This is a genomic window from Weissella oryzae SG25, from assembly GCF_000691805.2.
Lineage (GTDB): Bacteria > Bacillota > Bacilli > Lactobacillales > Lactobacillaceae > Weissella > Weissella oryzae.
This window is the reverse complement of the sequence record NZ_DF820491.1, coordinates 112,633-136,777: the sequence shown is the minus strand read 5'-3', so window position 1 is coordinate 136,777 and position 24,145 is coordinate 112,633. Positions and strand designations below refer to the sequence as shown.

The window sequence follows — 24,145 nt, the reverse complement described above, 5'->3', positions numbered from 1 at the left end:
ACACCTGTTCCCATACCGAACACAGAAGTTAAGCTCAGTAGCGCCAAAAGTAGTTGGAGGATCGCCTCCTGCGAGGATAGGACATCGCGATGCAAAATAAAGACACCTGTAAGGGTGTCTTTTTTGTTAGAATTAAAGTCTAACAGGAGGTTGTAATCTGATAATGGCTGAGCTAACTGAAAATACAAAACAAATATTAAAGGTCCTAACAAGCCTCCAACCAGGTGAGGTGGTTAGCTATCGTGATGTAGCAAAATTAGCTGGGCTAGCAAATGGAGCCCGGCAAGTAGCTAGAATTTTACATACCATGTCGAGTAGTTACGACTTGCCTTGGTGGCGGGTAGTTCGTTCTGATGGGCAAGTCGCGGTACAAGGTTCTGATCGTGACTTACAAATTGCAAGATTGCGAGCTGAAGGGATTCAAGTTGGTGAAAACGGTAAAGTAGGGAAATCAACTAAAGACTAGTATGGACTTGTTTACAGAAAAGCTAGTAACGCAATTGAACAAACATGACAAGAAAAACCGCGGTTGCTAATTTACATCAGCGACCGCGGTTTTTTGCGCGATTAGTAATTATTTAAAGTTGATAACTTGTAGCTCATTGGCGCGATAAGTTTGTAACATTAGTGAAGTAAAGTGCACCTCATATAACAATTCTTGTGCTGGTTTGTGGGCTGACATAAAGCCCTTATCGTTTTCAAAAAGAGGTAAGACATCTTGCCAGGTTTTACTTGAAGGTTGCATTAGCGCATTATTGGAGCTAATGCGCATACCAGTTTTGAGATCAACGGCAGTAACAACCGCAACGTGGGCATTTTGTGCTAGTTCTTTGACCTTATTGCTTGCTTTATCCATTGAGAAAATATACCAGACACTTTCATCATTTGGGTCAACTGCATAAGAAACGATGCGACTGCTTGGAATGTTATCAACACTAGTTGATAAATAGACAAGACCGTGGGAAGCATCAACATAATTTTGATAGCTCGTCATTTTGAAACCTACTCTCGATTTTAAATAGTATAGTACTTATTTTGTTGGAATTAAAAGATCTTCTTTAGCATGAATAAGTTGAGTAATTAGAGCGTTATAAGGGGTCGGAATACCATAGGCTTGACCCTTTTTAACGATTGCACCATTGATATAATCAACTTCCGTTAAACGGTGATTCTGAATTAAATCTTGATACATTGATGGGAAATGTAGACCGATACCAGCTGGATCAAAAGTCTTTTGGATATTTGCAATTAGCTCATCGGCATCAAGAATAATTTCTTCGTGGGCAGCAACGGCTACAAATTCAGCAATGATTGTTTTGATGATTGGAAGTGCCGTCCGTGTTTGACCAATACTGGCAATATTAGCTTCTAATAGTGCGCTTAGAGTGTTTAGAGTTGCATTGACTGTGGCCTTTTTGTAAATGTCGTAACGAATATTTGTCGAGTAATTTGCATTCAAACCAGCATCTGTCAATAGGGCTGCTAACTTTTGAGCCGCAGCAGTTTGACTGGCATCAATGTTTTGCAGGACAACTGAGCCAGAACCTAAGAGTTTAATTTTACCAGGGCCAAGTAATTCAGCTGTCCACATCGTGTTCCCAATAAAAATATTCTTTTCAGGAACATATTGCTTAACGATATCTTCATGACCTAGACCATTTAAGAGAACTAAAATTTTAGTTTCGGGGCTAAGAATTTTTTGAATATCTTTAAGCATTTGATTTAGTTGCATCGCTTTGTAAAACAATCACTAAATCAACAGGGGGTTGGTCACCTAGGTTCTTTTGATTGAAAATAGGCATGTTTACGGTAAGGTCTTCACCGTTAAAATTGGCCTTTAAGCCATGTTCTTTGATTTGTTTTATATGCTCTTCCCAAGCATCAATTAAAATTACATCATTTTTAGCGCTTTTGAGCATTAGGCCGAAACGGCTACCCATGGCACCAGCGCCTGCAATTGCAATTCGCATAAAAAATTCCTCCTAATTATTGGGGTATAACTATATTGATTTTATCTAAATTAATGAAATTATGCTATGATTTTAAATAAATTATTTAAATGGTGGATGAAAATATGCGGGTAGTAATTCAAAGAGTTAAGCAAGCTTCGGTGACAATTGATGCAAAAGTAATTGGCGAAATTAACCAAGGGTTAGTATTATTAGTTGCTTTCAGTGATGATGACAGCGAGTTTGATTTAAAATATGCAGTTCGCAAGATTACTAACTTAAGGATTTTTGCAGATTCGATGCAAAAAATGAATTTATCAGTTAAAGATATTGGTGGTTCAATTTTATCAATTTCACAATTTACGCTTTATGCGGACATCAAAAATGGTAATCGACCAAGTTTCACACAAGCCGGGCAACCAGCTCTAGCAAAGAAATTATATGAGCAATTTAATCAGTTACTGGCTAGTGAATTAACCGTTGTACCAGGTGTTTTCGCAGCTGATATGGCAATTGAGCTTATAAATGATGGACCAGTTACAATTGTTTTTGAAACTGCAAATTACCGACCCTAAAAAATAGAGTATAATATTCTTAGTAAGAGAAGGGGGATATATTTCATGGAGATTATTTTTTCAGATAAAGCTAAGGCACGGATTGAGCGTGATTTAATGCCTGGTAAAGTACTTGTTCTAGATTTTGATGACGGTGTTGGTCCGTTTTCTGATGCAGCAACTTGTACTTTAGATGTATCTTTTAATTTATTAGTGGTTGACCCAGATGAGCTTACAAAGGATTTTGATACGACAATCACGAGTAACCTTGGTGATGTATACATTAAAGAGTATGCTAAGAATCAAATGGATGAGCATATGCGGATGGATTTGGATAAGTACCTACGTTTCCAACTTACGTCTGATTCAGGTATGCTAGATCCTAATATTACATTATTAGTACATTAAAAAAATCGGTTTAAGCTGAGTGGCTTAAACCGATTTTTATTATTTTATAGGATTGATACAATGCCTAAACCAATCAAAGTAAAGATGATAAAGAAAATTGTATTAATATATGCAAAATATTTAGCAAATCCTTTTGCCTCGGTTCGGGCAGCTACCATGATGACCTTATAAGAAATTAAGGTTGCCATTGAAGCGACCACTGTTCCAATACCACCCACGTCAGCACCCAAAAGGACTGACATACCATGATTGGTAAAGGGGGAAATAAGTACAGTTGAGGAAATATTTGAGATAACTTGACTTACCAAAACAGTACCTAAGAATGACATATGTTCACCCACAAAGGCGGATGAAATCAATTCAGTAATTGGTTTGATATTTACAATATTACCAACAATTAAAAAGAAACAAATGAAAGTCAACAATAGATGATAATCAACTTCGGCAAATAATCGTGGCTTGTAAAATAGGATAACAATTGCAGTAATTGCAGCGGCGATAATATATGAAATCCAGCCAAAAACAGAAGCGGCCATTAGGGCCATTAATAAGGTGTAGAGGGCAGCTTCAAGTTTGTTGAAAGTACCAACCTCGGTATTAACCTCAAAGGGTTCGTCACTAATAAAGAACTGTACAGCTAAATTTAATACGATGAAGCCAGCAATGAAGAGTAAACCAGTACCTTTGAAAAACTCTAAGTTATTCATATGGAAAAATGAATAAGCATAAAGATTATGTGGATTACCAAAGGGGAAGAGCGATGATCCTAGATGCACAGCCGGAAGGATTAAAGCAGCCCCAATGTAAACACTGCGCCGATCACTAATGCTTTTAGTAATTGTTAAATATAATGGCAGAACTGTCAAAATGGTTAAATCATTCGTAAAGAAAATTGCCATAAAGAAAGTCAGCATCGTTGTTGAACGAACCAGTTGCCTGGTTGTTTGACTTCGTTTAACAAGTGCTTGTCCCAAATAGTGGAGTAAGCCAGTTGATTTAAAGCCACCAATAACGAGCATTAAACCAAATACTGTGAAAATTACCTTATAGTCAAAAAACTTTGTTTCAAATCCGCCGAAAATAACTGAGATAACAGCTAAGATAAAGGCAACTAGAAAGACTTTATCCTTTAAGAAAAAATCTTTGACACTGGTCATCAGTGGAAGTGAGCCACGTTGAGTGATTGGATTATTCATAATATCCTCTTTAGAAATTGCATATAAACATAATAGATGTCGATTGTAGTAACGTTTTACTCACAATTTATTATTTTACTCTGATTGAGCTTCTTTGAATACCCCTAAATGCTTAAAGTTCCGATGAGGGTTTCATTAAAAAACGTTTTGAAATTCCAAGAAAACCCTTGCAATCTTGATATAGCTAATGTATTATTACATATGTTGTTACGCCAGTAATATAGTATGGACGTTTAGCTCAGCTGGGAGAGCACCTGCCTTACAAGCAGGGGGTCACAGGTTCGATCCCTGTAACGTCCATTTTGCAAGGTTCACAGAGATGTGGACCTTTTTGTATTTATCAGTATTTTTAGGGTATAATTTAGTTATAAATCATTTAGGAGCATTACCATGGGACGTTGGTTTGGATTAGTTTTCATTGGCTTAGGGATTTGGCAGTTTTTTGCGGGTGGCCAAGGTCTTAGAAAGTATCGGGCTGCGACGCAGAAGCAAACAATTGCCAAAAGAATTGTTAGTTGGTTATTTACCTTTGGCCTAGGAACAATCTTGATCCTTTGGGGGCTGTTAGTCCTATTTGTTAAAAATTAAGTTTATTTAGGAAAGTAGAAGGTAGCGTAATAATGAAGAAACAAGAGCGTTTGGAAAAGAAGCAGGCAAGACGTTTGACAAATGAAGTTGAGTTACAGTTGAAGCGTGGCTTGATTCATTTAGAGTTAATTGATTCAGCTGAAGTAATTAAGGAAGATTTAGCCGAAGTTAAATAAACATAATAAAGGGCGGAGACAGCTACACAGAGTAGTTGTCTCCGCCCTCTACTAATTAGAAAAACCAACCGTAAGGAACTTTTTTAGCTAGCTGATTAACAGCAAGTTGGTGTTGAGGATTATACATCTTGGGTACAGGTTGAAGGGCAACATAAGCTAACTCAAGAGTTTCATCACCATCGGGAATGGGTTGACCACCAAGACATTCAACTTCAAAAAGGAACATCGGGATTTGGGCTTGATCACCATTTGGGAAAACGTGGTGGAAATTTGTATCAATACCAATTAAAGCAGTAACAGTAACGTCAAGGTTAGTTTCTTCTTTAAATTCGCGAATAATTGATTCGGTTGCGGATTCACCAAGGTTTTGCATACCACTAACTAGACCCCAATCTTTTGAACCATCGCCACGTTTTTCCATTAAGACTTGATCACGGTTTTGGTTAAAGAGGACTCCGGCCACACCAGGCATGATTATTTCTGTTTGACCAATTTTTGAACGTAACTCTTTAAAATAGTTTTCCATTACCATTAGTAAAAATTCCTTTTTATCTTATTGTACAAAAAATTTAGGAGAATCCAAAATGACATCAAAAGGTTCAATTAAAGCAAATAATTTTGCACGAGGGGCAAATAATCATGGGCAGGTGAGTGCTGAAGCTAAAAAAGATGCACGAGCTGCTTTATTGGCTAAAGCAAAAGAATTAAGTCAGAAACAAAAGTAGTAATTTGAGGAGGTATAGAGGATGGCAACATTTGCAGAAAAGATGCTGGATGAATTAGCCAGTGGTCAAATTGATCAAGCTAAAAAATCTTATGCGTCAGCTTTAAGACATGACGATGATGATACAATTTACTCCTTAGCTGAAGAGCTATATGGGTTAGGCTTTACTAATCAAGCCAAGCGAGCTTATACGCAATTATTGGCCAAGTATCCACAAGAGGATCAGCTACGAACGGCCTTGGCTGATATTGCAATTGATGAGGATAAAGCCGACGAGGCACTTGAATATCTAGCTGGCATTGAAGCTGACTCAGATGCTTATTTAGAAGCGTTATTAGTGATGGCAGATTTGTATTCATCAGAAGGCTTAGTTGAAGCGGCTGAGGAAAAACTACTCCAGGCCAAGCGCTTAGCACCAGACGAACCAATTATTGACTTTGCTTTAGCTGAACACTACTTCTCAATTGCTAAATATGAAGAAGCAATTCCTTATTATCGTGGTTTGTTGGCAATGGGTGAACGACGTTTTTCAGGTCTAGATATTGCTTCAAGGATAGGTGTTGCTTATGCATTAACTGGTGAAAATGATACAGCGTTAGGTTACTTGGAGCAAATTAAGCCAGCTGATTTGACGCCTGACATTCGTTTTCAATTGGCAATGCTTTATGCTGCGGATGAAGAGAAACATGATCAAGCAATCGAAGCATTAGAAGAGCTAGAAGATCTTGATCGATCGTATGCTGGCCTATATGAACCTCTAGGACAACTGTATGAGCAAAAGGGTGATATAGAGCGAGCTTTGATTACCTATCAAGCTGGTTTAGCGGTAGATGCTTTTAACTTACAGTTAGTTACCCTGGCTGCGCAAACAGCCCAAAAGTTGGGACAAATGGATGTAGCAACTAAAATCTATCAAGAGGGCTTGGAAAATAATCCGGGTGATTTAACTTTGGTACTTGGGTATTCAAACTTGTTAATTGCGGTTAATGACCATATTGGCAATGTTAATTTACTTAATGAGTATTTGAGTGACGACGATGCTGAAGTTGATCCAATAATCTATTGGAATTTGGCGCAGAGTTATCAAGCCCTTGAGGATTATGAAATGGCAACTAAGTTTTGGAATGCGGCCTTGCCATTTTATCTTACGAATCCCGATTTCCTACGGCCAGCTTATTTTTATTTCCGTGAAGAAGGCGAGCTAGCCTTGGCCAAAGAGGCAATTAGTAATTACTTACAAATTGTGCCTGATGACACAGAGATGATTGAACTGTATGATGAAATTAGGGACGATATTTAGTTCTAATTTTATTTAGGAGTTAATTATTCTTATGGCAAGCGAAAAATTGCGTGTATACTTGGCAGGACCATTTTTTTCCGATGGGCAAATTGACCGATTAAAGAAGGTTAAGGCAGCTTTGGATGCTAATCAACACATTGGTTATATTTTTGAACCAATGGAGAATCAAAACGATGAAATTGTTGCTAAGTATGGTAACGGAGTTTTAGCCGAAGCAATGCATACTAAGGAGTGGCAGACTGCAACTTTTGATTCAGATGTTCGGCAAATTAACCAAGCAGATTTAGTTGTGGCAGTTTTGGATTTCGATAAAGAGGCGGGCAATGTGCGCCCAGATGAAGGTACGATTTGGGAGATTGGTTATGCTCATGCCCAAGGTAAGCCAGTAATCATGGTGCAATTTGACGAAGAAACAGCCGAACCATTGAATCTGATGTTGACTATGTATACAGCGTACTTCCGTGGGGAACAAAGTATCGTTGAAGGATTGACCAACTATGATTTCTTAGCGATGCCATATAAAGAAGCAGATCGCGAAGTATTTTAAAGTGTTATAAATGATTAAACAGAAAAACTGCGGATGGCAAATCAGGTCATCTGCAGTTTTTTTGTAGTATAAAATAATGAATGCCTTACCGATTGTCCTAAATTAGCTAAAATTTTAGCGATTGGTTAACGCCACTTTGTTAAATTTGCTAAAATAAAGAAAAAGATTTTTTGGGAGTTATTAATGGACGCATTACAATTATCAGAGCGTTTGCAGCAAGTAGCAAATTATGTACCTGCTGGTGCTAGGTTGGCCGATATTGGTTCAGATCATGCTTATTTGCCAGCGAATCTTTTGTTGAATCAACACATTGATTTTGCCGTTGCTGGTGAAGTTGCTAAAGGGCCTTATCAGAATGTACTTGATGAAATTGAACGGCATAACCTAACCGGTAAATTAGTTGCTAGATTAGCAAATGGGTTGGCAGCAGTGCAGCTAACTGATGCGATTGATGTTGTAACAATTGCCGGAATGGGTGGTCATTTAATTACACAAATTTTGGAGCAAAATCCGAATGCTAAACAGCAGCAACCACAATTAATTTTACAGCCAAACACAGATACTGGTTTGGTACGACATTGGCTTGTAGAACATGGCTATCGTTTAGTTGCAGAGAAGATGATTTTTGATGAGGGTCATTACTACGAAATCCTTGTAGCCGTACCAGGAGCAATGCAGTTAACGGCATTGGAAGCAGCTTTTGGTCCCTATAATTTAGTTGAACAACCAGAAAATTGGCAAACTTACTGGCAGCGTGAATTAGCACGGTTAAAGTCAATTACTGTTAAATTAGCGCAAGCTGGTCGACAAAATATTGCAGCTTATCAGGACTACCAAGCCCAGATTAATGAAATTGAGGAGGCACTATCATTATGAAAGCGAAAACGTTAATCGCACAAATTGAGCAGTTTGCACCCAAAGCATTAGCTTGGGATAAAGATCCAATTGGCCTACAATTGGGGGATCCAGAACAAGAAATCAAGCAAGTTATGACAGCCTTAGATGTTCGGCCGGAAGTTGTCGCTGAGGCGATCGAATTAGGCGTAGATTTTATTTTAGCGCATCATCCGCTGATTTTTCGGCCGGCTAAGAATTTAGATTTATCAAAGCCTCAGAATAAGATGTATGCTGATTTAATTAAACATAACATTGTTGTTTATGCTGCCCATACCAATTTAGATGCAGCTCAGGGGGGGATGAATGACTGGTTGGCAGCGAGTCTAAAGCTAACGGATGTTCGGCCATTAATTCCGAATCCGGATGGGCAAACTGGCCTTGGCCGAATTGGTGAACTAGTCGAACCAATGACGGTTCGTGCGTATGCAGAGTTTGTCCGTAAGACTTTTAACGTTGCAGCAGTCAGGGTGATTGCTAATTCACTTGACAAGCCGTTAAAGACGATTGCGGTGCTTGGCGGGGATGGTGGTTCAGAGTATCCGCAGGCACTAGCAGCAGGGGCAGATGCCTATGTGACGGCCGATTTTTATTATCATACTGCTCATGATGTTTTAGCAGATGATTTTGTCGTTATTGATCCAGATCATCATATGGAAGCGATTGCTAAAGAAAAATTAGTAGGACTGGTTAAGCAATGGCAAAAGGACTATAATTGGAAATTAACCGGAGTAATCGCTTCCAAAATTAATACGGACCCGTATACTTACATTTTTTAAGTTTTGAGAGGATTTTTTTATGACTGAAACTAAATATGAGAAGTTAATTGATCGCTTTATTCGCTATGTGAAGGTAAACACTCGTTCGAATGAATCATCAACAACAATCCCATCGGATCCAAAGGAAGTTGCTTTTTTGAAGGAGCTTGCGACTGAGCTAGAAGAAATTGGCTTGGAAAACGTCCGCACAATGGCTGATGGCTATGTCTTTGCTGAATTGGCTGCCAATATTGAAGAAGATGTACCAACAATTGGGTTCATCTCACACGTTGATACAGCTGATTTTAATGCTGAAAACATCAAGCCACAGTTTGTTGAAAACTATGATGGTCACTCAGATATTAAGTTAAATGATGAATTTACTTTGTCACCAAATGACTTTAAGTCTTTGAAGAAGTATGAAGGTCATACTCTGATTACTACTGATGGTACAACCCTACTTGGGGCTGATGACAAGGCAGGGGTTGCTGAAATTGTAACAATGGCTGAATATCTAGTAGCTAATCCAACAATCAAGCATGGTAAGTTAGTCTTTGGCTTTGGACCAGATGAAGAGATTGGAATTGGAGCCGACAACTTCCACGTTGCCGAATTTGGCGCAGATTTTGCCTACACTGTCGATGGTGGTCCTTTGGGCGAATTAGAGTGGGAAACCTTCTCAGCAGCGGGTGCTAACATTGAAATTCAAGGTTTGAATGTTCACCCAGGTTCCGCAAAAGATATTATGGTAAATGCTTTGCAAGTTGCAATTGATTTGCATAACCAATTACCTGAAGGTGCTCGTCCAGAAAAGACTGAAGGCCGTGAAGGCTTCTTCCACCTATTGAGTATTGAAGGCACACCCGAATCAGCAAGTATGAGTTATATCATTCGTGATCACGAGCGGGCAATTTTTGAGGAACGTAAGGACTTGCTTGCATCAATCGTGGCTGAAATGAATGCCGCGTTTGGGATGGACCGTATTAAGTTGACCATGAAGGATCAGTATTACAACATGGGCGAAATTTTAAAGGATGACATGACTTCAGTTGAATTGGCTAAAGCCGCAATGGAAGCGCTTGAAATTGAACCAATCATCGAACCAATCCGTGGTGGAACGGATGGTTCAAAGATTACTTTCCTTGGCTTGCCTACACCAAACCTCTTTGCTGGTGGTGAGAATATGCACGGACGTTTCGAGTACGTATCTACAAAGGTAATGGCACAAGCTGTTGATACTTTGTTGCAAATTAATGCTTTAAACGTTGCTGGAAAATAAAATTATGCTAGGCAAACGGGCGGTTAACTTAGGTTAATCGCCCGTTTTTTGCTACTTTTTTTCAAGAAGGGTAAATACAAATAGAATTTCATGTTATTATTACTAGTACTTAATGATAACGACTAAAATAGAGTGATATATTTTGCTAAGGAGAAAATATGCGTTTAAGAAATAAAAAGTGGGCTCGGCCATGGCTAAAAGAACATGCCGATTTGGTGATTGATCAAGAACATGCGATTGCACTACAAGGTAATTGGCAGTCAGTTTTTGCCTTGAATCAACCGATACATGTTGAGATTGGAACTGGTAAGGGTCAATTTATTATTGGCATGGCTAAAAAATATCCAATGATAAACTTTATTGGGATGGAAATACAAGATTCAGCGGTGGCCGTTGCAGCTCGTAAAGCCTTCGAAGACGAGGCAGACCTACCTAATTTGAAATTTATTTATGGTGATGGAGCTGGTGTGGAAACTTATTTTGCGGCCGGCGAAGTTAGTAAAATCTATTTAAATTTTTCAGATCCTTGGCCTAAAAGTCGGCATGAGAGTCGCCGTCTAACTTATAAGACCTTTTTAGCTGGTTATCAAACGGTTCTACCTAAGGGGGGAGAGCTGGCTTTCAAGACTGATAATCGAGGGCTATTTGAGTATTCCCTATATAGTTTTGCTAACTTTGGAATAACGTTTATGCCAAATGAAATATCATTAAACTTACATGAAGACGCTGATAAGATGGTTGATAATGTTGAGACAGAGTACGAACAAAAGTTCTCAGCATTAGGTTTCCCAATCTATAAATTCACCGGACAATTTGATTAAAAAATAAACCACTCATCGCCTTGATGAGTGGTTTATTTTAGTTAGGTAAGGTGGCAGGAACTTCTGTATAAACGGTAATGATAACTTTATTTTTAGCTAGTTTCCAGACGGCTTCAGCACCATAATTAATCTGAGCTTGCGTTTGGGCAGCAAGAAAACCTGCTTCTAAGTCAAAAGAGGCTTGCTCATTTTCGTAAAGACGCATATCGATAATTTCGCCGGTCAAATGCCAAGTTTGCTCAGTTTCATTCTGTGCTTCGATGGATAAAGTTCCAAAACCAGCATCAAAGAAAAAACGGATAATGTCAGCAATACCGTGTAATTCGATACCACGAGCCAGTGATTTACCAGCCCAATAAGTAATTTCATTCTGATCTTCTTGTAAAATCTCTGGTAGGAGACGATCACGTAATAAAGTCAGCGAGAAAGCATTAAAACCATTAGTCGCTGCTAGTTCTTCAGCCACGATGAAGCTCCTTTCGCGCAAGTGCGCTTTCGCAATTATTTAATAATGACAAGTATAACGAAAAAACGATAAATTTGCCAATAATTTCTCAAACATGTTACAATAATATTTCGAAAGGAAGGGCGACAAGATGACGTTACCTGACAATTCACTAGTTAACTCCACGCTGGGGTTGATAAATGGTGATATCTTTGCACAACAACTAGCTGGTAATACAGATGACGTTTGGGGTGCTGACAGTGCTTTAACTTTAGCAACAGTTGCAAGTTTGACGCATGGTTACAACTTGCAAGATATTATGAGTAAATTTGAGGACTGGTACGTTAACGGTGCTTACACGGTTGACGGGAAACCACAAAGTATTGGCCGGGTTAGTCGCTTAGCTTTTGAGCATTATCGTGCTAATCATGATTTGTACGCATCCGGCAGTCGCTTGGCGACTGATAATACCAATGGTGCCCTAATGCGTATCACGCCCTTAGTAATTTACTTGGAAGCTCAGTATGGGCAGGATTTTGTGATTGATGACCCTGCAATGTTGATTTTACATCAAGTGAGCGGTTTAACCCATAATCATCCCCGAAGTTTGATTGCAGTCGGTCTTTATGCAATGATTATCAATCGCTTATTAAGTGGTCATCGCCTCTTGGAAGCAATTGATGCGGCAATCGGTATGGCTTATGAGTATTATGCTAATTTCAGTTCTTTTGCGGCAGAGTTACCAGCGCTTGAACGGTTAAACAAGCCGGATTTTGCTAATATGCCAATCGATGATTTAATCTCTTCAGAAGATATTATCCAGAGCTTGGAAGCTGTTATTTGGGTTTTGGTTAATTCTGATAGTTATCAGGCAGCATTGACTTTAGCTAGTCAAGTTGCTGGTGATCCAAGCCAAATTTTAGCTTTGGTTGGCGCCGTTGCTGGTATCATATATGGACATGAACAGTTACCTAAGTCTTGGCTTAACGACAGTGAATATGCTGAAATAAAGCAATTATTGATTGATGCGAGTGATAGTGGTAATTTTACGCTTAGCGAAGCGTAATAATAAAATAAACTGATGGAATCACTAATAAAAAAGTGATTTCGTCAGTTTTTTTATGGTTTTAGAGTTGAAAAATTACAAATTTATTTAAGAAAGCGGTTTTTGTTAAGAAATTGATATATTGCAATCTTGTTACTATGTTATAATCTTTCGGTAGGATATATCGACTTTGTAAGTCAGACCAACAGAAACATTTCGGTTGATGCGAGAAATGCTGGCTTAAAGTACGATGCTACCTATGTTTTGTTTGCGAAAGCAGACCGCGTGGCAGTGTTAGGTGCCAACTTAAAGAGGTAATGAGACAGATAATCATTACAAACGGGGTGGTACCGCGCTAATGCGTCCCCGTCTGTAATTTTGATTATCTGTTTTTTAATTTAAAACAAGGTGGGTTTTTGTAATAATGAAAGAATTATCATCAGCGGAAGTCCGTTCAATGTTCCTACGCTTTTTTGAAAGCAAGGGCCATAAAATCGAACCTTCACAATCTCTAATCCCGCAAGACGATCCAACTCTTTTGTGGATTAACTCTGGGGTTGCAACTTTAAAGAAATATTTTGATGGTACAATCGTGCCAGAAAATCCCCGCATTACAAATGCACAAAAGTCAATTCGAACGAATGATATTGAAAATGTTGGGCATACTGCCCGCCACCATACTTTGTTTGAAATGATGGGGAACTTCTCGATTGGTGATTACTTTAAACCAGAAGTAATTCCTTGGGCTTGGGAGTTATTGACGAGCCCTGAGTGGTTTGCAATGGATCCAGCAAAGCTGTTTGTCACAGTTTACCCAGATGATTTAGAGGCAAAGCGCATTTGGCTTGAGGTGGTTGGCTTGCCTGCAGATCATCTATATGAAGAACCTGATAATTTTTGGGATATCGGTGAAGGACCATCTGGGCCAGATACTGAGATTTTCTACGACCGCGGACCAGCCTTTGATGCAGCGGATTCAGCGGAAAATTATCCTGGTGGCGAGAATGAGCGTTACCTAGAGATTTGGAATATTGTCTTTTCGCAGTTTAATCACTTACCTGGTTTGACTAATAATAAAGATTATCCTGAACTACCACATAAAAATATTGATACTGGAATGGGGCTAGAAAGAGTTGTTTCAGTCTTTCAAAATGCACCAACTAACTTTGAAACAGATCTATTCTTGCCACTAATCAAGAAGACAGAGGCAATGTCTGGTCAAAAGTATGGAGTTGACCCGGTCAAAGATATTTCCTTCAAAGTGATTGCGGACCATGCGCGAGCAGTAACTTTTGCAATTGGTGATGGCGCATTGCCTTCAAATGAAGGCCGTGGTTACATTATTCGTCGTTTGCTCCGTCGTGCGGTCCTACATGGTCGCAAGCTCGGCATCAAACAATTGTTCCTAAAAGACTTAGTACCAGTTGTCGGCGAGATTATGGTTGCTTATTATCCAGAAGTGCTTGAAAATGCAGCCTACATTGCTTCAGTTGTTGAGGCCGAAGAAGTCCGTTTCAATAAGACGCTAACTGACGGTTTGTCATTACTTGATGGCGTAATTGAGACCGCTCAAAATGGTAATGGTATTATAGACGGTTCTGTTGCCTTTAAGCTTTACGATACGTACGGGTTCCCATATGAATTGACGCAAGAAGCAGCCGAAGATGCTGGCTTGCGAGTTGATCGAGCCGGCTTTGATGCTGAAATGACCGCACAACAAGAACGTGCGCGAGCAGCACGCTCAAATAAGGCTTCAATGGGGATTCAAAATGCCTTGCTGACGGACTTAAAGACCGAATCAAAGTATGTTGGTTGGTCTGAGCTATCAGTTGAAAAAACTGAATTGACAGATTTGATTGTTGACGATAGCTTGGTCGAGTCAGCTACCAATGGTGAAGCACAAGCCGTCTTTGCGGTGACACCTTTTTATGCCGAAATGGGTGGGCAAGTTGCTGACCGTGGAACAATCGTAAATATGGCAGGGCAAACTGTCGCACGGGTTATCGATGTACAACGGGCTCCAAATGGCCAACATTTGCACAGCCTTGAAGTACTTGCCCCAATCAACGTCAATCAGAGCTACCAATTATTAGTGGATGAAGCCTACCATGCGGCTGTATCAAAGAATCACACCGCAACCCATATGTTGGATCAAGCATTGCGTAATTTGCTAGGTGAGCATACCACGCAAGCCGGATCTTTGGTTACTGCGGATTATTTGCGGTATGATTTTACTTATAATGGAGCAGTTGAACCAGAGGACTTGCAAAAAATTGAGGATTTAATCAATGATAAAATCATTGAGAACTTGCCAATTTCTTGGGTTGAAACAGATATTGAATCAGCTAAGAAGTTAGGAGCGGTTGCAGTCTTTACTGAGAAGTATGGTGAAACGGTTCGTGTTGTATCAATTGGTGACTTTAACATTGAGTTTGACGGTGGAACGCATGCTAACTCAACAGCTGAGCTAGGCATTTTTAAAATTGTTGCTGAGCAAGGAACTGGTGCAGGCGTAAGGCGAATTGAGGCAGTTACTGGTCGTGGAACTATGAACTACTTGAAAGAACATGATGCTTTGTTAAATAAAGCTAGTCAACTAGTAAAGGCACCACAGGTTTCTGAAGTAAACAATAAGATTGAAGCAATTCAAAAGAGTTTGAAGGAAGCTAAGCAACAAATTTCATCATTGGAATCAAAGATTGCGGCTCAGACCGCAGCCCAAGCCTTTAATGAGGTTCAAACAGCTGGTGAGCATACCTTAATTACTACGGAGTTAGCCGTTGAATCAATGGATGCTTTGATGGAAACAGCTGATAATTGGAAGCAAACCTACCCATCAGATGTGTTGGTATTAGCTGCTAATTTGGGTGACAAAGTGAATCTAGTCGTGAGTGTAGCACCATCTGCAATCAAAGCGGGGATTAAAGCTGGTGACTTAATTAAGGCAATTGCTCCAGCCGTTGGTGGCGGTGGCGGTGGCCGACCAGAGCTAGCAAAGGCTGGTGGGAAAAATCCAGCTGGTATTAAGGATGCTTTCGCTTTGGCGGTTGAATGGTTGTCAAATAAGTGAGATTGAGATAGAATTGAAGGCCCTTAAGGAGGTTGCGTATGAGTAACTTTGAAAATACACAGACTAATGTTTTTAACTTGGGTGGTAATAATGAACAAGATGTCCGTGAAACGTTACATGTAGTTTATAATGCACTAGAGGAAAAAGGTTATAATCCAATCAATCAAATTGTGGGGTATTTGATTTCTGGTGATCCAGCTTATGTACCACGTGCTAATGACGCGCGTAACTTGATTCGTCGCTTTGAACGAGATGAGATTATCGAGGCCTTAGTGAAGGATTTTTTGGAGAAATAAGCTTAACTTTGCAGATTAACGAGAGGGTGGCAGTTTTGCGCCCTCTTTATTATGTGGCATGCAAATTTTTGTTGCTTGCAAGAGTAATAGTTAAATACAGGCTTTGTTTTCTTTTATCGGTAAAGTCTTGTAAGATAGTAAGTGTTAAATAAACAATCATTGTTAAAAGTAATCAATAAAAAGTGAAAGGGTTAAGAACTAGATGCGAATATTGGGATTAGATGTTGGTTCACGAACTGTAGGAGTAGCTGTTTCAGATATGCTTGGTTGGACGGCTCAAGGAGTTGAGATTATTCGAATCAACGAGGACGAGCAAGAATTTGGTTTAGACCGGATGGCGGAATTAGTTGCTCAATACGATCCAGATGGTTTTGTGCTAGGGCTACCTAAAAACATGAATAATACAATTGGTCCCCGGGCTGAGGCAGCACAATACTATGGTGAGCTGCTTAAAGCAAAGTTTGGTTTGCCAATTGATTTTCAAGATGAGCGCTTGACAACGGTTGAGGCGGAACGTATGTTGGTTGAGGAAGCTGATACATCGCGTAAGAAGCGCAAGCAAGTGATTGATAAGCTAGCAGCCAGCTTGATTTTACAAAATTATTTGGATCGTAAGGGTCCTTTAGTTAAATAAGAGGTATAGATTATGAATGAAGAGCAAGATGTAATTACATTAACTGATGATCAAGGTAATGAAGCCCTTTATGAGGTCCTATTTACTTTCCACTCAGATGAATATAATAAAAACTATATTGTCCTATTCCCAGCAGGAACCCCTGAGGAAGAGGAAGTTGAGATGTTGGCTTATATTTATGATCCTAATGAGGTTGAGGCTGATACTGAAGGTGAATTGATGCCAATTGAAGATGAGCAAGAATGGGAAATGGTTGAAGAACGCTTAACTCAATACCTAGATGAGGCTGAATAATAAACTTTAACCCCCCACCCTAGATTTAGCGGAGAACTTAAATGGCAGAAATTGAGCCTGAAATTTATGTTTTAGAAGATGAAGCTGGCCGTGAGGTAGAATTCACAGAACTTTTCTCTTTTAAAGCTGATAATAATGGTAAAACCTATATCATTTTAAAAGCACTTGATCCAGAAGTTGAAGGTGTCTTAGCTTATACGGTTAATCCGGAAGATGAAGCGGGCGAGTTAATTCCGCTGGAGACCGAAGCTGAGTTTGATATGGTTGAGGAAGTTATGAACACGATTTTAAATAATCCTGAACTTTAAAATTTTAAAAGATGATTCGCAAAATAGCGGGTCATCTTTTTTTACACTTATTTTGGTTGGGTCTTTTGTTATTGTAGAGGGAATATTTATGTGGGAAGTTTGGCTAAGACGTAATTGGCAATGGATTAGTTTGGCTGGTGTTATCTTAATCGTCAGCTTAGGACTCGTATGGATTAATGTTACGCACAAAGAAGCAAGCGCAACTAAGCTGGCGAGTAAGCCGATGGACAAGCCTTTACCAGTCAAAAAGTCTGTTAGCAAGCAGCTTGTTATTGATGTTAAAGGCGGGGTAGTGCGACCAGGCATTTATTATTTCGTCAAAGCGCCAACGGTGGCACAAGTGGTGGCAACAGCAGGCGGTTTTGACAAAGCTGTTAGGACAGAGCGGTTGAATTTAGCCGCTAAAATGGCTGATCAGACAGTACTTTTTATACCGCTTGGTGATGCGGATGTTCCAGCTGAGTTTCCACTTCCGGGTGTTCAGGTGAAAGAGTCGGCTGGAGCCAATTTTGCCAAGTCAAATTTGATTAATATTAATCAAGCTAATAAAGCCGAATTAATGAATTTGACGGGGATTGGTGCCAAGCGGGCTGAGGATATTATTAATTATCGAAATGGTCATGGTAATTTCAAGGAAAAGGATGAGTTAAAGTTAGTGCATGGCATTGGTGAAAAAATTTTTGAGCGCATTAGTTCGCAAATAACAATATGACTGTGGGCTTTTATTTAATCCTGAGTGGTTTAGTATTAACCATTAATTATTTGATTATTGGTCAGCAGTGGTGGCTTGTTCCGTTTGCTGGTTGGTTTTTTATGTTGGGTTGGTATCGGTTTGCGACTAAGCGTATTTTGTTTATAAGCTGCTTAGCCGCGGTTACTTTATACTTTAGTTATAATCAGCTAACTTGGCTTAAACAAGCCCAGAAAGCTCAAATATTAAGTATATGTTTGGTTACGCATCCCGAGTGGTATCAAGTAAACGACGGTTATTTACGCGGCTATGGCTTTGTACGTGGAGGCAGGGGCCTTAAATTTACTGGTAGGATTACCCCGTTGGTTGCTCAGACCTTGCGTACAGAAACCAGCCGGGTTCATTTGCAAATTTCTGGTGAACAAAGTGCATTACTAAGGCCAAAGAATCGATATGGATTTGATGAGGCGGCTTATTGGCGGGCAAGAAATGTTATCGGCAATTTAAAAATAAATCAAATAAAAATAATTACAGTTCCAGCTTCCTTTGGTAGTCGGATAGTCTGGCTAGTTCGGGATAGTCGTTACCAATTAATAAATTGGTTTGAAAAATTACCAGCGATGTTACGCGATTACGGACAAACATTAATACTGGGTTATACCAGACAGAATTTTTATTATGAGCACCATGAAATAAGGCAGTTAGGATTAATTCATTTATTTAGTATATCTGGCTTCCAAGTTACGCTAATTACTAGTGCTTGGGCACAGATTAGTCGAATATTCCAGTTGACAAGGGAAACACGTTTGATAATCGGACAGGGCTGGATTATATTATTAGGAAATTTTGCGGGTGAGGTCCAAGCATTAATTCGAGCAGTAATTGCGGGCATTTTAACGCACTGGCGAGAGTTGGGTTGGTTCAGGTTACACGAGAAAGACATTTGGGGGCTAACCCTAATTATTAGCTTAATATTGAAGCCAACTTTGTTATTGCAACTTGGTGGGCAACTATCTTTTTTGCTATCCTGGGGATTGATGTGGGTTAAATCAAAGTCTAATTTACGAGTAAGTTTCTTCTTAGGACTCTTGATTGCACCAGTGATTATATGGCATACGGCTAGTTGGCACCCGCTTAGTTTATTCGTAAACAGCTTAGTTATTCCCGTTTTCACTTATGGAGTTATTCCAATAACCTTGCTTGGCATAGTTAGCCAAATCGGCCGACTATCAGTTCTAGTTAATAGCGTTGAATGGGTATTGATAATTGGACAAAATTTTTTAAGGGAAACGGCTAAATATTCAAAGGAAATTATTTTTGGTCAGCCACCGATTTTGTGGGTTTTAGTGACTTTATTGTTAATTACGTTATACATTGCAACAAATAACCTGCGATATTTGCCGTTTATCTTCCTGTTATTCATAGGCGCCTACATGTATCAAAGGATTCTACCAATTGGCAGAGTTACCTTTTTTGATGTCGGACAAGGTGATGCGACTTTAATTTGTCAGCCCAATGGTGAAAAAATCATGGTTGATTTAGGTGGCCGTTTCAATCAACAACGCCATAAACGTAATTTTGATGTTGAGGAAATAATTGGCTATTGTCATGCAAAAGGAATTACAAAAATTGATCATTTAGTTTTAACGCATCAGGATTTTGACCATATTGGCAATTTTATGAATTTTGTTAAAAGGATGCCAATCAAACGAATTTATATCCCGGCTGGTATGAAATTAACTAAAGCTTTGAAAGCCTATGATTGTCATGAAGTTTTAGCTTACCGGCAAATGACTTTTGGCCACTTTTTAGCACCCCAAAAGATAGGAGATGGTGGTAACGAAGGCTCCATAGTTCTTTACATGCAGGTTGGCCCACAAAAAATATTATTAACTGGTGACTTAGGTAAGTCTGGTGAGCGAGACCTTTTACAACGATATCAAGGCTTGCAAGCGGATATTTTAAAAATTGGTCATCATGGTTCTAAAACAAGTTCAGATTCTACCTTTGTTCGGCGATTGCAAGCCAGTAATGGGGTTATTTCGGCTGGAAGGCAGAATCGCTATGGCCATCCACATGCTGAAACGTTAAGGACGCTTAGGAACGCAAAAATGAGTGTTTTTTCGACCGCTGAGCATGGTATGATTGAATATACTTGGTGGTGTCAATTATTTTCAGATAAGTCGCACTAGTCAGTTCAAAAGATATGTGAGAAAGGTAGCTGGTTGGGGGATATGTAACCCTAATCATTTAATGGATAAAGTAATATGGTATTAACTTTCGAAGAATTACAGATGAAACTTAGCCAAGGCGATTTCGCACCAATTTACTTAGTACAGGGTACTGATCAATATCTGTTAGATCAGACGCGACAACTATTTACTAATTTAATTTCGCCAGATGATCAAGCGCTGAATTTAGGCCAATTCGACCTAACGGAAACGCCACTAAACACTGCTTTAGATGATGCGCGAGCAGTTCCTTTCTTTGGTGACTTTCGGGTAGTTATTTTAGATAACGCATATTTTTTAACTGGTGAAAGTAGTCGGGGTAAAGTTGAACATAATCCAGATGAGATGTTAGATTACCTCGGACAGCCGGAGCCACAAACCATTTTGGTTATTTTTGCGCCCTATGAAAAGCTTGATGCTAGGAAAAAAGTTGTCAAACAACTTAAGGAGCGAGCGGAGTACCTGCCATTTGGCGATTTGACTGAGCAGGATATCATCCAGATAATAAAAGCCCGCATCGAAAAGCAAGCTTTTACGATAAGCAAGCCAGCTATGGACGAATTATTACGATTGACGAATCTATCATTAACCCAGATTATGTCAGAACTTGATAAATTAATATTGTATGCTAGTGATAGTAAATTAATTGAACTAGATGCTGTTCAGGCGTTAGTAACGCCAACGCTATCCGATAATATTTTTAACCTGATTGAACATCTATTGACAGGTTCTTTAACAAATGCAGTACGCTTATATCATGAATTGATTTTATCTGGCGAAGAACCCCTACGGTTAAATGGGGCAATCTTGGGCCAGTTCCGGTTACTGATTCAGGTTAAGGCTTTAACACAAAGCGAAAAAGCGATTGCAAGTCTACTCAAAGTGCATCCTTATCGCGTGAAACTAGCTAAGAAAACTGTACGAAATTTTTCAATGCGCGCCTTAGCACAGGCATATCTAGGTCTAGTGAATATCGAAGAGCAATTAAAATCAACCCAACGTGATCCAGAATTGCTTTTTGAACTATTTATTATGCGTTATCAACATGATTTAGCTGGTTAGGATAATTCCTTGCGTTGTTTGCTTGCATTTAGTAGTTATTTTGTGTAAACTTCTAGAAGTGCTCTTAAGGGCACACTAAACTTTGACCTTTTTCTGTGTTTGACGGTTCACCGTCGTCGTACGCGGATCAAGGCGACATTTTATGAGAAAGGTGGACATTCTAATGGCTATTTCTGCACAACGCAAGAATGAAATCATTACAGAGTTCGCACGTCACGAAGGTGATACTGGTTCAGTTGAAGTTCAAGTTGCAGTTTTGACTGCTGACATCAACGAGTTAAACACTCACATGTCAGAGCACAAACACGACTTCCACTCACAACGTGGTTTGATGAAGAAGATCGGTCACCGTCGTAACTTGTTGCGCTACTTGCGTAACAACGACGTACAACGTTACCGTGAGTTAATTCAAGCTCTTGGTTTGCGTCGTTAATTTTAACGATTCGAACAGTTTACTGAACATTAATCATTGGAGGGAAAAGCGATGCCTATTATTGAGTCATCAATCCAACGTGCCCGTTTGAACACGATTCAACGCGAGCGTAACATCTCACAATTGAGTGCATACCGTACTGAAGTGAAGAAGTTCCGCAAGGCTGTTGAAGCTGGATCAGATAACTTGCAAGAGTTGTTTGTAAACGCTACTTCAGCAATTGACCGTGCTGCATCAAAGGGCTTGATTGCTAAGAACAAGGCTTCACGTGACAAGTCACGTTTGGCTGCATTGTTGAACAAGTAATCAAATCGTTGATAAAAGTGCCAAGCAATTGGTAAAAAAGGACAAGACCGTTAGGTCTTGTCCTTTTTTTTAAATATTAAAACACTTGATTGTCCCACTCTTTAAAAAAGGCCTAGATATGTTATAGTTAAAGAAACAAAAAAACGTTTGGGTTGTGCTGACCCGGAAAAGAAATGAGATTATATATGACAACAGAGTTAAACATTATGCCTTTTGGTGGGGTTCGTGAGAACGGTAAGAATATGTATGCGGTTACAGTAGATGGTGATATTTTCATCCTCGATGCTGGCCTAAAATATCCAGAAAGCGACTTACTCGGTGTGGATGTAGTGATTCCTGATTTTGCTTATTTAGTTGAGCATGCCGAAAAAATTGCTGGTATCTTTTTGACACATGGCCATGCCGATGCAATTGGTGCATTACCTTATTTGTTAGCTCAAATTCAAGTGCCAGTCTTTGGCTCAGAATTGACGATTGAATTAGCTAAGTTAGCAGTTGAGGCTGAACCTGAGACAAAGTCTTTTAATGATTATCATGTTGTACGTGGTAACTCAGAAGTATCGTTTGGGGAAACAGTTGTATCTTTCTTTGAAACAACCCATACAATTCCAGAATCACTTGGTATTGTGATTGAAACGCCAGTTGGTGAAGTGGTCTATACTGGTGATTTTAAATTTGATACGACCGCACTACCTTATTACCGTACTGATTTATTGCGATTGGCTGAAATTGGTCAAAAAGGTGTAGTTGCATTGCTGGCTGATGCTGCAGGGACAGCTAATATTGGAGATGCTGCCCATGAAGCGGACTTAGCAAACTATATCTTGGATACCTTCCGTCACCATCGGGGACGGATTATTGTTGGAGCGGTTGCTTCAAATATTCAACGAATCCAACAAATCATCGATGCAGCCTATAAGGTTGGGCGTAAGGTTGTGCTTTCTGGTAATGATTTAGAAAAAGTTGTTCGGACTGCATTACGGCTTAAAAAGTTGACCTTACCAATACCTGAGAATGAAATGTTTGTTTCATTAAAAAATTTGAGTAAGCTAACACCAGAAGAAACTGTGATTTTGGAAACTGGGCGGATGGGTGAGCCAATTCGTCACTTACAAAGAATGGCTTTGGGCGATGATCGAAATGTTAAAATCACAACTGGTGATTTAGTGTTCATTACCACAACCCCATCAACCGCTATGGAAGGTTATGTTGCCCGAACGCGCGATATGCTCTTTAGAGCTGGTGCACAGGTAAAGCAAATTTCAACTGATATGAAATCTTCAGGGCATGCCTCTAAGAATGATTTTCAGTTACTATTAAATCTGTTAAAGCCTCAAAACGTAATTCCAATTCAAGGTGAGTATCGTGTTTTGAACGCAGCTTATAACGCTGCTAAAGAGCTTGGTTATACCGATGACAATACTTGGCTTTTGGCTAAGGGTGACAACCTACGCTATGATGACAAGCAAATGTATTTAGGTGGTTCAATACAAGTTGGGTCAACGATGATTGATGGCTCAGGAATTGGGGATATTGGCTCAATTGTCTTAAATGATCGTCGAATTTTATCAGAAGATGGCGTCTTTATTGCGGTTGTTACGATTGATCGTAAGAAGAAGAAGGTAATTGCTAAGCCTAAGCTTGATTCACGTGGCTTCGTGTATGTTAAAACTTCACGTGATTTAATGCGGGAAGCAGCAACTTTGGTCGAAACTACTGTTCAAGAAGGTATCAAGAATAGTAAAGAATTTGATTGGGGTAAGCTCAAAGGGGCGGTTCGTGATGCTTTAGGTAAATTCCTATTTGAGCAGACACGTCGTCGGCCAGTTATCTTGCCAGTGATTATGGAAGCTAACCAGAATGGTCGCCGTCGCAAGCGTCTTGCTGGTAAGCAAAATGCTAATCCTGCAAAGGTGAATGACTCTGCTAATAAAGAGAAGAGTTCAAATACTAAAAAGGCAGATGACAAAGTTAAAGCGCCGGCTAAAGAGCAAAAAGGACCAGAAGCAAATAAGAAGCGGCGTCGACCTCGTAATCGCAAGCCAAAAACTAATCCTGAAGTTGAAAAAGTAACAGTTGAAAAATAAAAAATAGAGAAGCCATTGCAAAAAATTATTAGGATTTTTTGAATGGCTT

The 24,145-nt window shown here is 39.4% G+C and carries 28 protein-coding genes, 1 tRNA gene, 1 rRNA gene and 1 pseudogene; 26 read left to right on the top strand and 5 right to left on the bottom strand.

Annotated elements, in window-relative coordinates; translation table 11 throughout:
* Together rrf and TT13_RS06875 are read left to right on the top strand one after the other, a co-directional pair.
* Positions 1-93: ribosomal RNA gene (rrf, locus tag TT13_RS06880) — 5S ribosomal RNA — on the top strand; the annotation flags it as partial.
* Positions 94-163: 70 nt separating this feature from the next.
* Positions 164-466: an MGMT family protein gene (locus tag TT13_RS06875; protein WP_027699301.1), complete on the top strand. Its 303-nt coding sequence runs from the start codon at positions 164-166 to the stop codon at positions 464-466.
* Positions 467-574: 108 nt separating this feature from the next.
* Here TT13_RS06875 and TT13_RS06870 read toward each other — a convergent pair whose 3' ends face one another.
* On the bottom strand, positions 575-994 hold the full coding sequence (locus TT13_RS06870; RefSeq protein ID WP_027699300.1) for a pyridoxamine 5'-phosphate oxidase family protein: 420 nt from the start codon (positions 992-994) through the stop codon (positions 575-577).
* Between the two features lie 36 nt (positions 995-1,030).
* Positions 1,031-1,970 (bottom strand): annotated as a pseudogene (locus tag TT13_RS06865) (2-dehydropantoate 2-reductase).
* A 104-nt stretch (positions 1,971-2,074) separates the two neighbouring features.
* Here TT13_RS06865 and dtd point away from each other — a divergent pair.
* Together dtd and TT13_RS06855 are read left to right on the top strand one after the other, a co-directional pair.
* Positions 2,075-2,524 carry a D-aminoacyl-tRNA deacylase gene (dtd, locus tag TT13_RS06860; protein ID WP_027699299.1) on the top strand — a complete coding sequence of 150 codons (450 nt, stop codon included), beginning with the start codon at positions 2,075-2,077 and terminating at the stop codon, positions 2,522-2,524.
* Positions 2,525-2,569: 45 nt separating this feature from the next.
* A complete protein-coding gene (locus tag TT13_RS06855; RefSeq protein ID WP_027699298.1) occupies positions 2,570-2,911 on the top strand; it encodes an iron-sulfur cluster biosynthesis family protein in 342 nt (113 codons plus the stop codon).
* Positions 2,912-2,955: 44 nt separating this feature from the next.
* Here the strand turns inward: TT13_RS06855 and TT13_RS06850 are convergent, their stop codons facing one another.
* On the bottom strand, positions 2,956-4,107 hold the full coding sequence (locus TT13_RS06850) for an SLC13 family permease (RefSeq protein WP_027699297.1): 1,152 nt from the start codon (positions 4,105-4,107) through the stop codon (positions 2,956-2,958).
* A 227-nt stretch (positions 4,108-4,334) separates the two neighbouring features.
* Here TT13_RS06850 and TT13_RS06845 point away from each other — a divergent pair.
* From TT13_RS06845 to TT13_RS11315, 3 genes are all read left to right on the top strand, one after another.
* Positions 4,335-4,407: transfer RNA gene (locus TT13_RS06845), tRNA-Val, on the top strand.
* A 90-nt stretch (positions 4,408-4,497) separates the two neighbouring features.
* Positions 4,498-4,695: a hypothetical protein gene (locus TT13_RS06840; RefSeq protein WP_027699296.1), complete on the top strand. Its 198-nt coding sequence runs from the start codon at positions 4,498-4,500 to the stop codon at positions 4,693-4,695.
* 32 nt (positions 4,696-4,727) lie between these two features.
* On the top strand, positions 4,728-4,871 hold the full coding sequence (locus TT13_RS11315) for a hypothetical protein (RefSeq protein ID WP_190279641.1): 144 nt from the start codon (positions 4,728-4,730) through the stop codon (positions 4,869-4,871).
* 55 nt (positions 4,872-4,926) lie between these two features.
* On the opposite strand, the gene TT13_RS06835 is transcribed toward TT13_RS11315, so the two are convergent.
* Complete coding sequence (locus TT13_RS06835; protein ID WP_052348575.1) at positions 4,927-5,403, bottom strand: NUDIX domain-containing protein; 477 nt, start codon at positions 5,401-5,403, stop codon at positions 4,927-4,929.
* Between the two features lie 52 nt (positions 5,404-5,455).
* Between TT13_RS06835 and TT13_RS11310 the strand changes: the two genes are divergently transcribed.
* The 7 genes from TT13_RS11310 to trmB all read left to right on the top strand — a co-directional run bounded on the left by TT13_RS11310 (position 5,456) and on the right by trmB (position 11,194).
* The gene (locus TT13_RS11310; RefSeq protein ID WP_190279640.1) at positions 5,456-5,596 is read left to right on the top strand and encodes a hypothetical protein; all 141 of its coding nucleotides are present in this window, start codon (positions 5,456-5,458) and stop codon (positions 5,594-5,596) included.
* Between the two features lie 21 nt (positions 5,597-5,617).
* A complete protein-coding gene (locus tag TT13_RS06830; protein ID WP_027699294.1) occupies positions 5,618-6,895 on the top strand; it encodes a tetratricopeptide repeat protein in 1,278 nt (425 codons plus the stop codon).
* A gap of 31 nt (positions 6,896-6,926) precedes the next feature.
* A complete protein-coding gene (locus TT13_RS06825) occupies positions 6,927-7,442 on the top strand; it encodes a nucleoside 2-deoxyribosyltransferase (RefSeq protein WP_027699293.1) in 516 nt (171 codons plus the stop codon).
* 183 nt (positions 7,443-7,625) lie between these two features.
* Positions 7,626-8,318 carry a tRNA (adenine(22)-N(1))-methyltransferase gene (locus TT13_RS06820; protein WP_027699292.1) on the top strand — a complete coding sequence of 231 codons (693 nt, stop codon included), beginning with the start codon at positions 7,626-7,628 and terminating at the stop codon, positions 8,316-8,318.
* The gene (locus tag TT13_RS06815; RefSeq protein WP_027699291.1) at positions 8,315-9,115 is read left to right on the top strand and encodes a Nif3-like dinuclear metal center hexameric protein; all 801 of its coding nucleotides are present in this window, start codon (positions 8,315-8,317) and stop codon (positions 9,113-9,115) included. Before TT13_RS06820 ends, TT13_RS06815 begins: the two co-directional genes overlap by 4 nt.
* Before the next feature lie 19 nt (positions 9,116-9,134).
* Entirely contained in the window at positions 9,135-10,373 is a 1,239-nt protein-coding gene (gene pepT / locus TT13_RS06810) for a peptidase T (RefSeq protein ID WP_027699290.1), read from the top strand.
* Positions 10,374-10,531: 158 nt separating this feature from the next.
* Entirely contained in the window at positions 10,532-11,194 is a 663-nt protein-coding gene (trmB, locus tag TT13_RS06805) for a tRNA (guanosine(46)-N7)-methyltransferase TrmB (protein ID WP_027699289.1), read from the top strand.
* Between the two features lie 37 nt (positions 11,195-11,231).
* Here the strand turns inward: trmB and TT13_RS06800 are convergent, their stop codons facing one another.
* On the bottom strand, positions 11,232-11,660 hold the full coding sequence (locus tag TT13_RS06800) for a DUF2507 domain-containing protein (RefSeq protein ID WP_027699288.1): 429 nt from the start codon (positions 11,658-11,660) through the stop codon (positions 11,232-11,234).
* Positions 11,661-11,790: 130 nt separating this feature from the next.
* Between TT13_RS06800 and TT13_RS06795 the strand changes: the two genes are divergently transcribed.
* The 12 genes from TT13_RS06795 (at position 11,791) to TT13_RS06740 (ending at position 24,096) form a co-directional block, all read left to right on the top strand.
* Positions 11,791-12,705 (top strand): ADP-ribosylglycohydrolase family protein, encoded by a 915-nt coding sequence (locus tag TT13_RS06795; protein WP_027699287.1) that lies wholly within the window; start codon positions 11,791-11,793, stop codon positions 12,703-12,705.
* 403 nt (positions 12,706-13,108) lie between these two features.
* On the top strand, positions 13,109-15,754 hold the full coding sequence (gene alaS / locus TT13_RS06790; protein WP_027699286.1) for an alanine--tRNA ligase: 2,646 nt from the start codon (positions 13,109-13,111) through the stop codon (positions 15,752-15,754).
* Positions 15,755-15,792: 38 nt separating this feature from the next.
* Positions 15,793-16,050: an IreB family regulatory phosphoprotein gene (locus TT13_RS06785; protein WP_027699285.1), complete on the top strand. Its 258-nt coding sequence runs from the start codon at positions 15,793-15,795 to the stop codon at positions 16,048-16,050.
* A gap of 202 nt (positions 16,051-16,252) precedes the next feature.
* A complete protein-coding gene (gene ruvX / locus TT13_RS06780) occupies positions 16,253-16,684 on the top strand; it encodes a Holliday junction resolvase RuvX (RefSeq protein ID WP_027699284.1) in 432 nt (143 codons plus the stop codon).
* 12 nt (positions 16,685-16,696) lie between these two features.
* Positions 16,697-16,978 carry a DUF1292 domain-containing protein gene (locus TT13_RS06775; RefSeq protein ID WP_027699283.1) on the top strand — a complete coding sequence of 94 codons (282 nt, stop codon included), beginning with the start codon at positions 16,697-16,699 and terminating at the stop codon, positions 16,976-16,978.
* Between the two features lie 41 nt (positions 16,979-17,019).
* Positions 17,020-17,286 carry a DUF1292 domain-containing protein gene (locus TT13_RS06770; protein ID WP_027699282.1) on the top strand — a complete coding sequence of 89 codons (267 nt, stop codon included), beginning with the start codon at positions 17,020-17,022 and terminating at the stop codon, positions 17,284-17,286.
* Positions 17,287-17,374: 88 nt separating this feature from the next.
* Complete coding sequence (locus TT13_RS06765) at positions 17,375-17,998, top strand: helix-hairpin-helix domain-containing protein (protein WP_045476865.1); 624 nt, start codon at positions 17,375-17,377, stop codon at positions 17,996-17,998.
* The gene (locus TT13_RS06760; protein ID WP_027699281.1) at positions 17,995-20,169 is read left to right on the top strand and encodes a DNA internalization-related competence protein ComEC/Rec2; all 2,175 of its coding nucleotides are present in this window, start codon (positions 17,995-17,997) and stop codon (positions 20,167-20,169) included. Before TT13_RS06765 ends, TT13_RS06760 begins: the two co-directional genes overlap by 4 nt.
* 75 nt (positions 20,170-20,244) lie before the next feature.
* Positions 20,245-21,270 carry a DNA polymerase III subunit delta gene (gene holA, locus TT13_RS06755; RefSeq protein ID WP_045476863.1) on the top strand — a complete coding sequence of 342 codons (1,026 nt, stop codon included), beginning with the start codon at positions 20,245-20,247 and terminating at the stop codon, positions 21,268-21,270.
* 163 nt (positions 21,271-21,433) lie between these two features.
* A complete protein-coding gene (rpsO, locus tag TT13_RS06750; RefSeq protein ID WP_027699279.1) occupies positions 21,434-21,703 on the top strand; it encodes a 30S ribosomal protein S15 in 270 nt (89 codons plus the stop codon).
* Between the two features lie 51 nt (positions 21,704-21,754).
* Entirely contained in the window at positions 21,755-22,009 is a 255-nt protein-coding gene (gene rpsT / locus TT13_RS06745; RefSeq protein ID WP_027699278.1) for a 30S ribosomal protein S20, read from the top strand.
* 185 nt (positions 22,010-22,194) lie between these two features.
* Entirely contained in the window at positions 22,195-24,096 is a 1,902-nt protein-coding gene (locus TT13_RS06740; RefSeq protein WP_027699277.1) for a ribonuclease J, read from the top strand.
* The last annotated feature ends 49 nt before the right edge of the window (positions 24,097-24,145 follow it).

Bases quoted from the DNA above. Each gene is read 5' to 3' on its own strand.
- TT13_RS06875 (WP_027699301.1), top strand. From the start codon at position 164: ATGGCTGAGCTAACTGAAAATACAAAACAAATATTAAAGGTCCTAACA.
- TT13_RS06870 (WP_027699300.1), bottom strand. From the start codon at position 994: ATGACGAGCTATCAAAATTATGTTGATGCTTCCCACGGTCTTGTCTAT.
- dtd (WP_027699299.1), top strand. From the start codon at position 2,075: ATGCGGGTAGTAATTCAAAGAGTTAAGCAAGCTTCGGTGACAATTGAT.
- TT13_RS06855 (WP_027699298.1), top strand. From the start codon at position 2,570: ATGGAGATTATTTTTTCAGATAAAGCTAAGGCACGGATTGAGCGTGAT.
- TT13_RS06850 (WP_027699297.1), bottom strand. From the start codon at position 4,107: ATGAATAATCCAATCACTCAACGTGGCTCACTTCCACTGATGACCAGT.
- TT13_RS06840 (WP_027699296.1), top strand. From the start codon at position 4,498: ATGGGACGTTGGTTTGGATTAGTTTTCATTGGCTTAGGGATTTGGCAG.
- TT13_RS11315 (WP_190279641.1), top strand. From the start codon at position 4,728: ATGAAGAAACAAGAGCGTTTGGAAAAGAAGCAGGCAAGACGTTTGACA.
- TT13_RS06835 (WP_052348575.1), bottom strand. From the start codon at position 5,403: ATGGTAATGGAAAACTATTTTAAAGAGTTACGTTCAAAAATTGGTCAA.
- TT13_RS11310 (WP_190279640.1), top strand. From the start codon at position 5,456: ATGACATCAAAAGGTTCAATTAAAGCAAATAATTTTGCACGAGGGGCA.
- TT13_RS06830 (WP_027699294.1), top strand. From the start codon at position 5,618: ATGGCAACATTTGCAGAAAAGATGCTGGATGAATTAGCCAGTGGTCAA.
- TT13_RS06825 (WP_027699293.1), top strand. From the start codon at position 6,927: ATGGCAAGCGAAAAATTGCGTGTATACTTGGCAGGACCATTTTTTTCC.
- TT13_RS06820 (WP_027699292.1), top strand. From the start codon at position 7,626: ATGGACGCATTACAATTATCAGAGCGTTTGCAGCAAGTAGCAAATTAT.
- TT13_RS06815 (WP_027699291.1), top strand. From the start codon at position 8,315: ATGAAAGCGAAAACGTTAATCGCACAAATTGAGCAGTTTGCACCCAAA.
- pepT (WP_027699290.1), top strand. From the start codon at position 9,135: ATGACTGAAACTAAATATGAGAAGTTAATTGATCGCTTTATTCGCTAT.
- trmB (WP_027699289.1), top strand. From the start codon at position 10,532: ATGCGTTTAAGAAATAAAAAGTGGGCTCGGCCATGGCTAAAAGAACAT.
- TT13_RS06795 (WP_027699287.1), top strand. From the start codon at position 11,791: ATGACGTTACCTGACAATTCACTAGTTAACTCCACGCTGGGGTTGATA.
- alaS (WP_027699286.1), top strand. From the start codon at position 13,109: ATGAAAGAATTATCATCAGCGGAAGTCCGTTCAATGTTCCTACGCTTT.
- TT13_RS06785 (WP_027699285.1), top strand. From the start codon at position 15,793: ATGAGTAACTTTGAAAATACACAGACTAATGTTTTTAACTTGGGTGGT.
- ruvX (WP_027699284.1), top strand. From the start codon at position 16,253: ATGCGAATATTGGGATTAGATGTTGGTTCACGAACTGTAGGAGTAGCT.
- TT13_RS06775 (WP_027699283.1), top strand. From the start codon at position 16,697: ATGAATGAAGAGCAAGATGTAATTACATTAACTGATGATCAAGGTAAT.
- TT13_RS06770 (WP_027699282.1), top strand. From the start codon at position 17,020: ATGGCAGAAATTGAGCCTGAAATTTATGTTTTAGAAGATGAAGCTGGC.
- TT13_RS06765 (WP_045476865.1), top strand. From the start codon at position 17,375: ATGTGGGAAGTTTGGCTAAGACGTAATTGGCAATGGATTAGTTTGGCT.
- TT13_RS06760 (WP_027699281.1), top strand. From the start codon at position 17,995: ATGACTGTGGGCTTTTATTTAATCCTGAGTGGTTTAGTATTAACCATT.
- holA (WP_045476863.1), top strand. From the start codon at position 20,245: ATGGTATTAACTTTCGAAGAATTACAGATGAAACTTAGCCAAGGCGAT.
- rpsO (WP_027699279.1), top strand. From the start codon at position 21,434: ATGGCTATTTCTGCACAACGCAAGAATGAAATCATTACAGAGTTCGCA.
- rpsT (WP_027699278.1), top strand. From the start codon at position 21,755: ATGCCTATTATTGAGTCATCAATCCAACGTGCCCGTTTGAACACGATT.
- TT13_RS06740 (WP_027699277.1), top strand. From the start codon at position 22,195: ATGACAACAGAGTTAAACATTATGCCTTTTGGTGGGGTTCGTGAGAAC.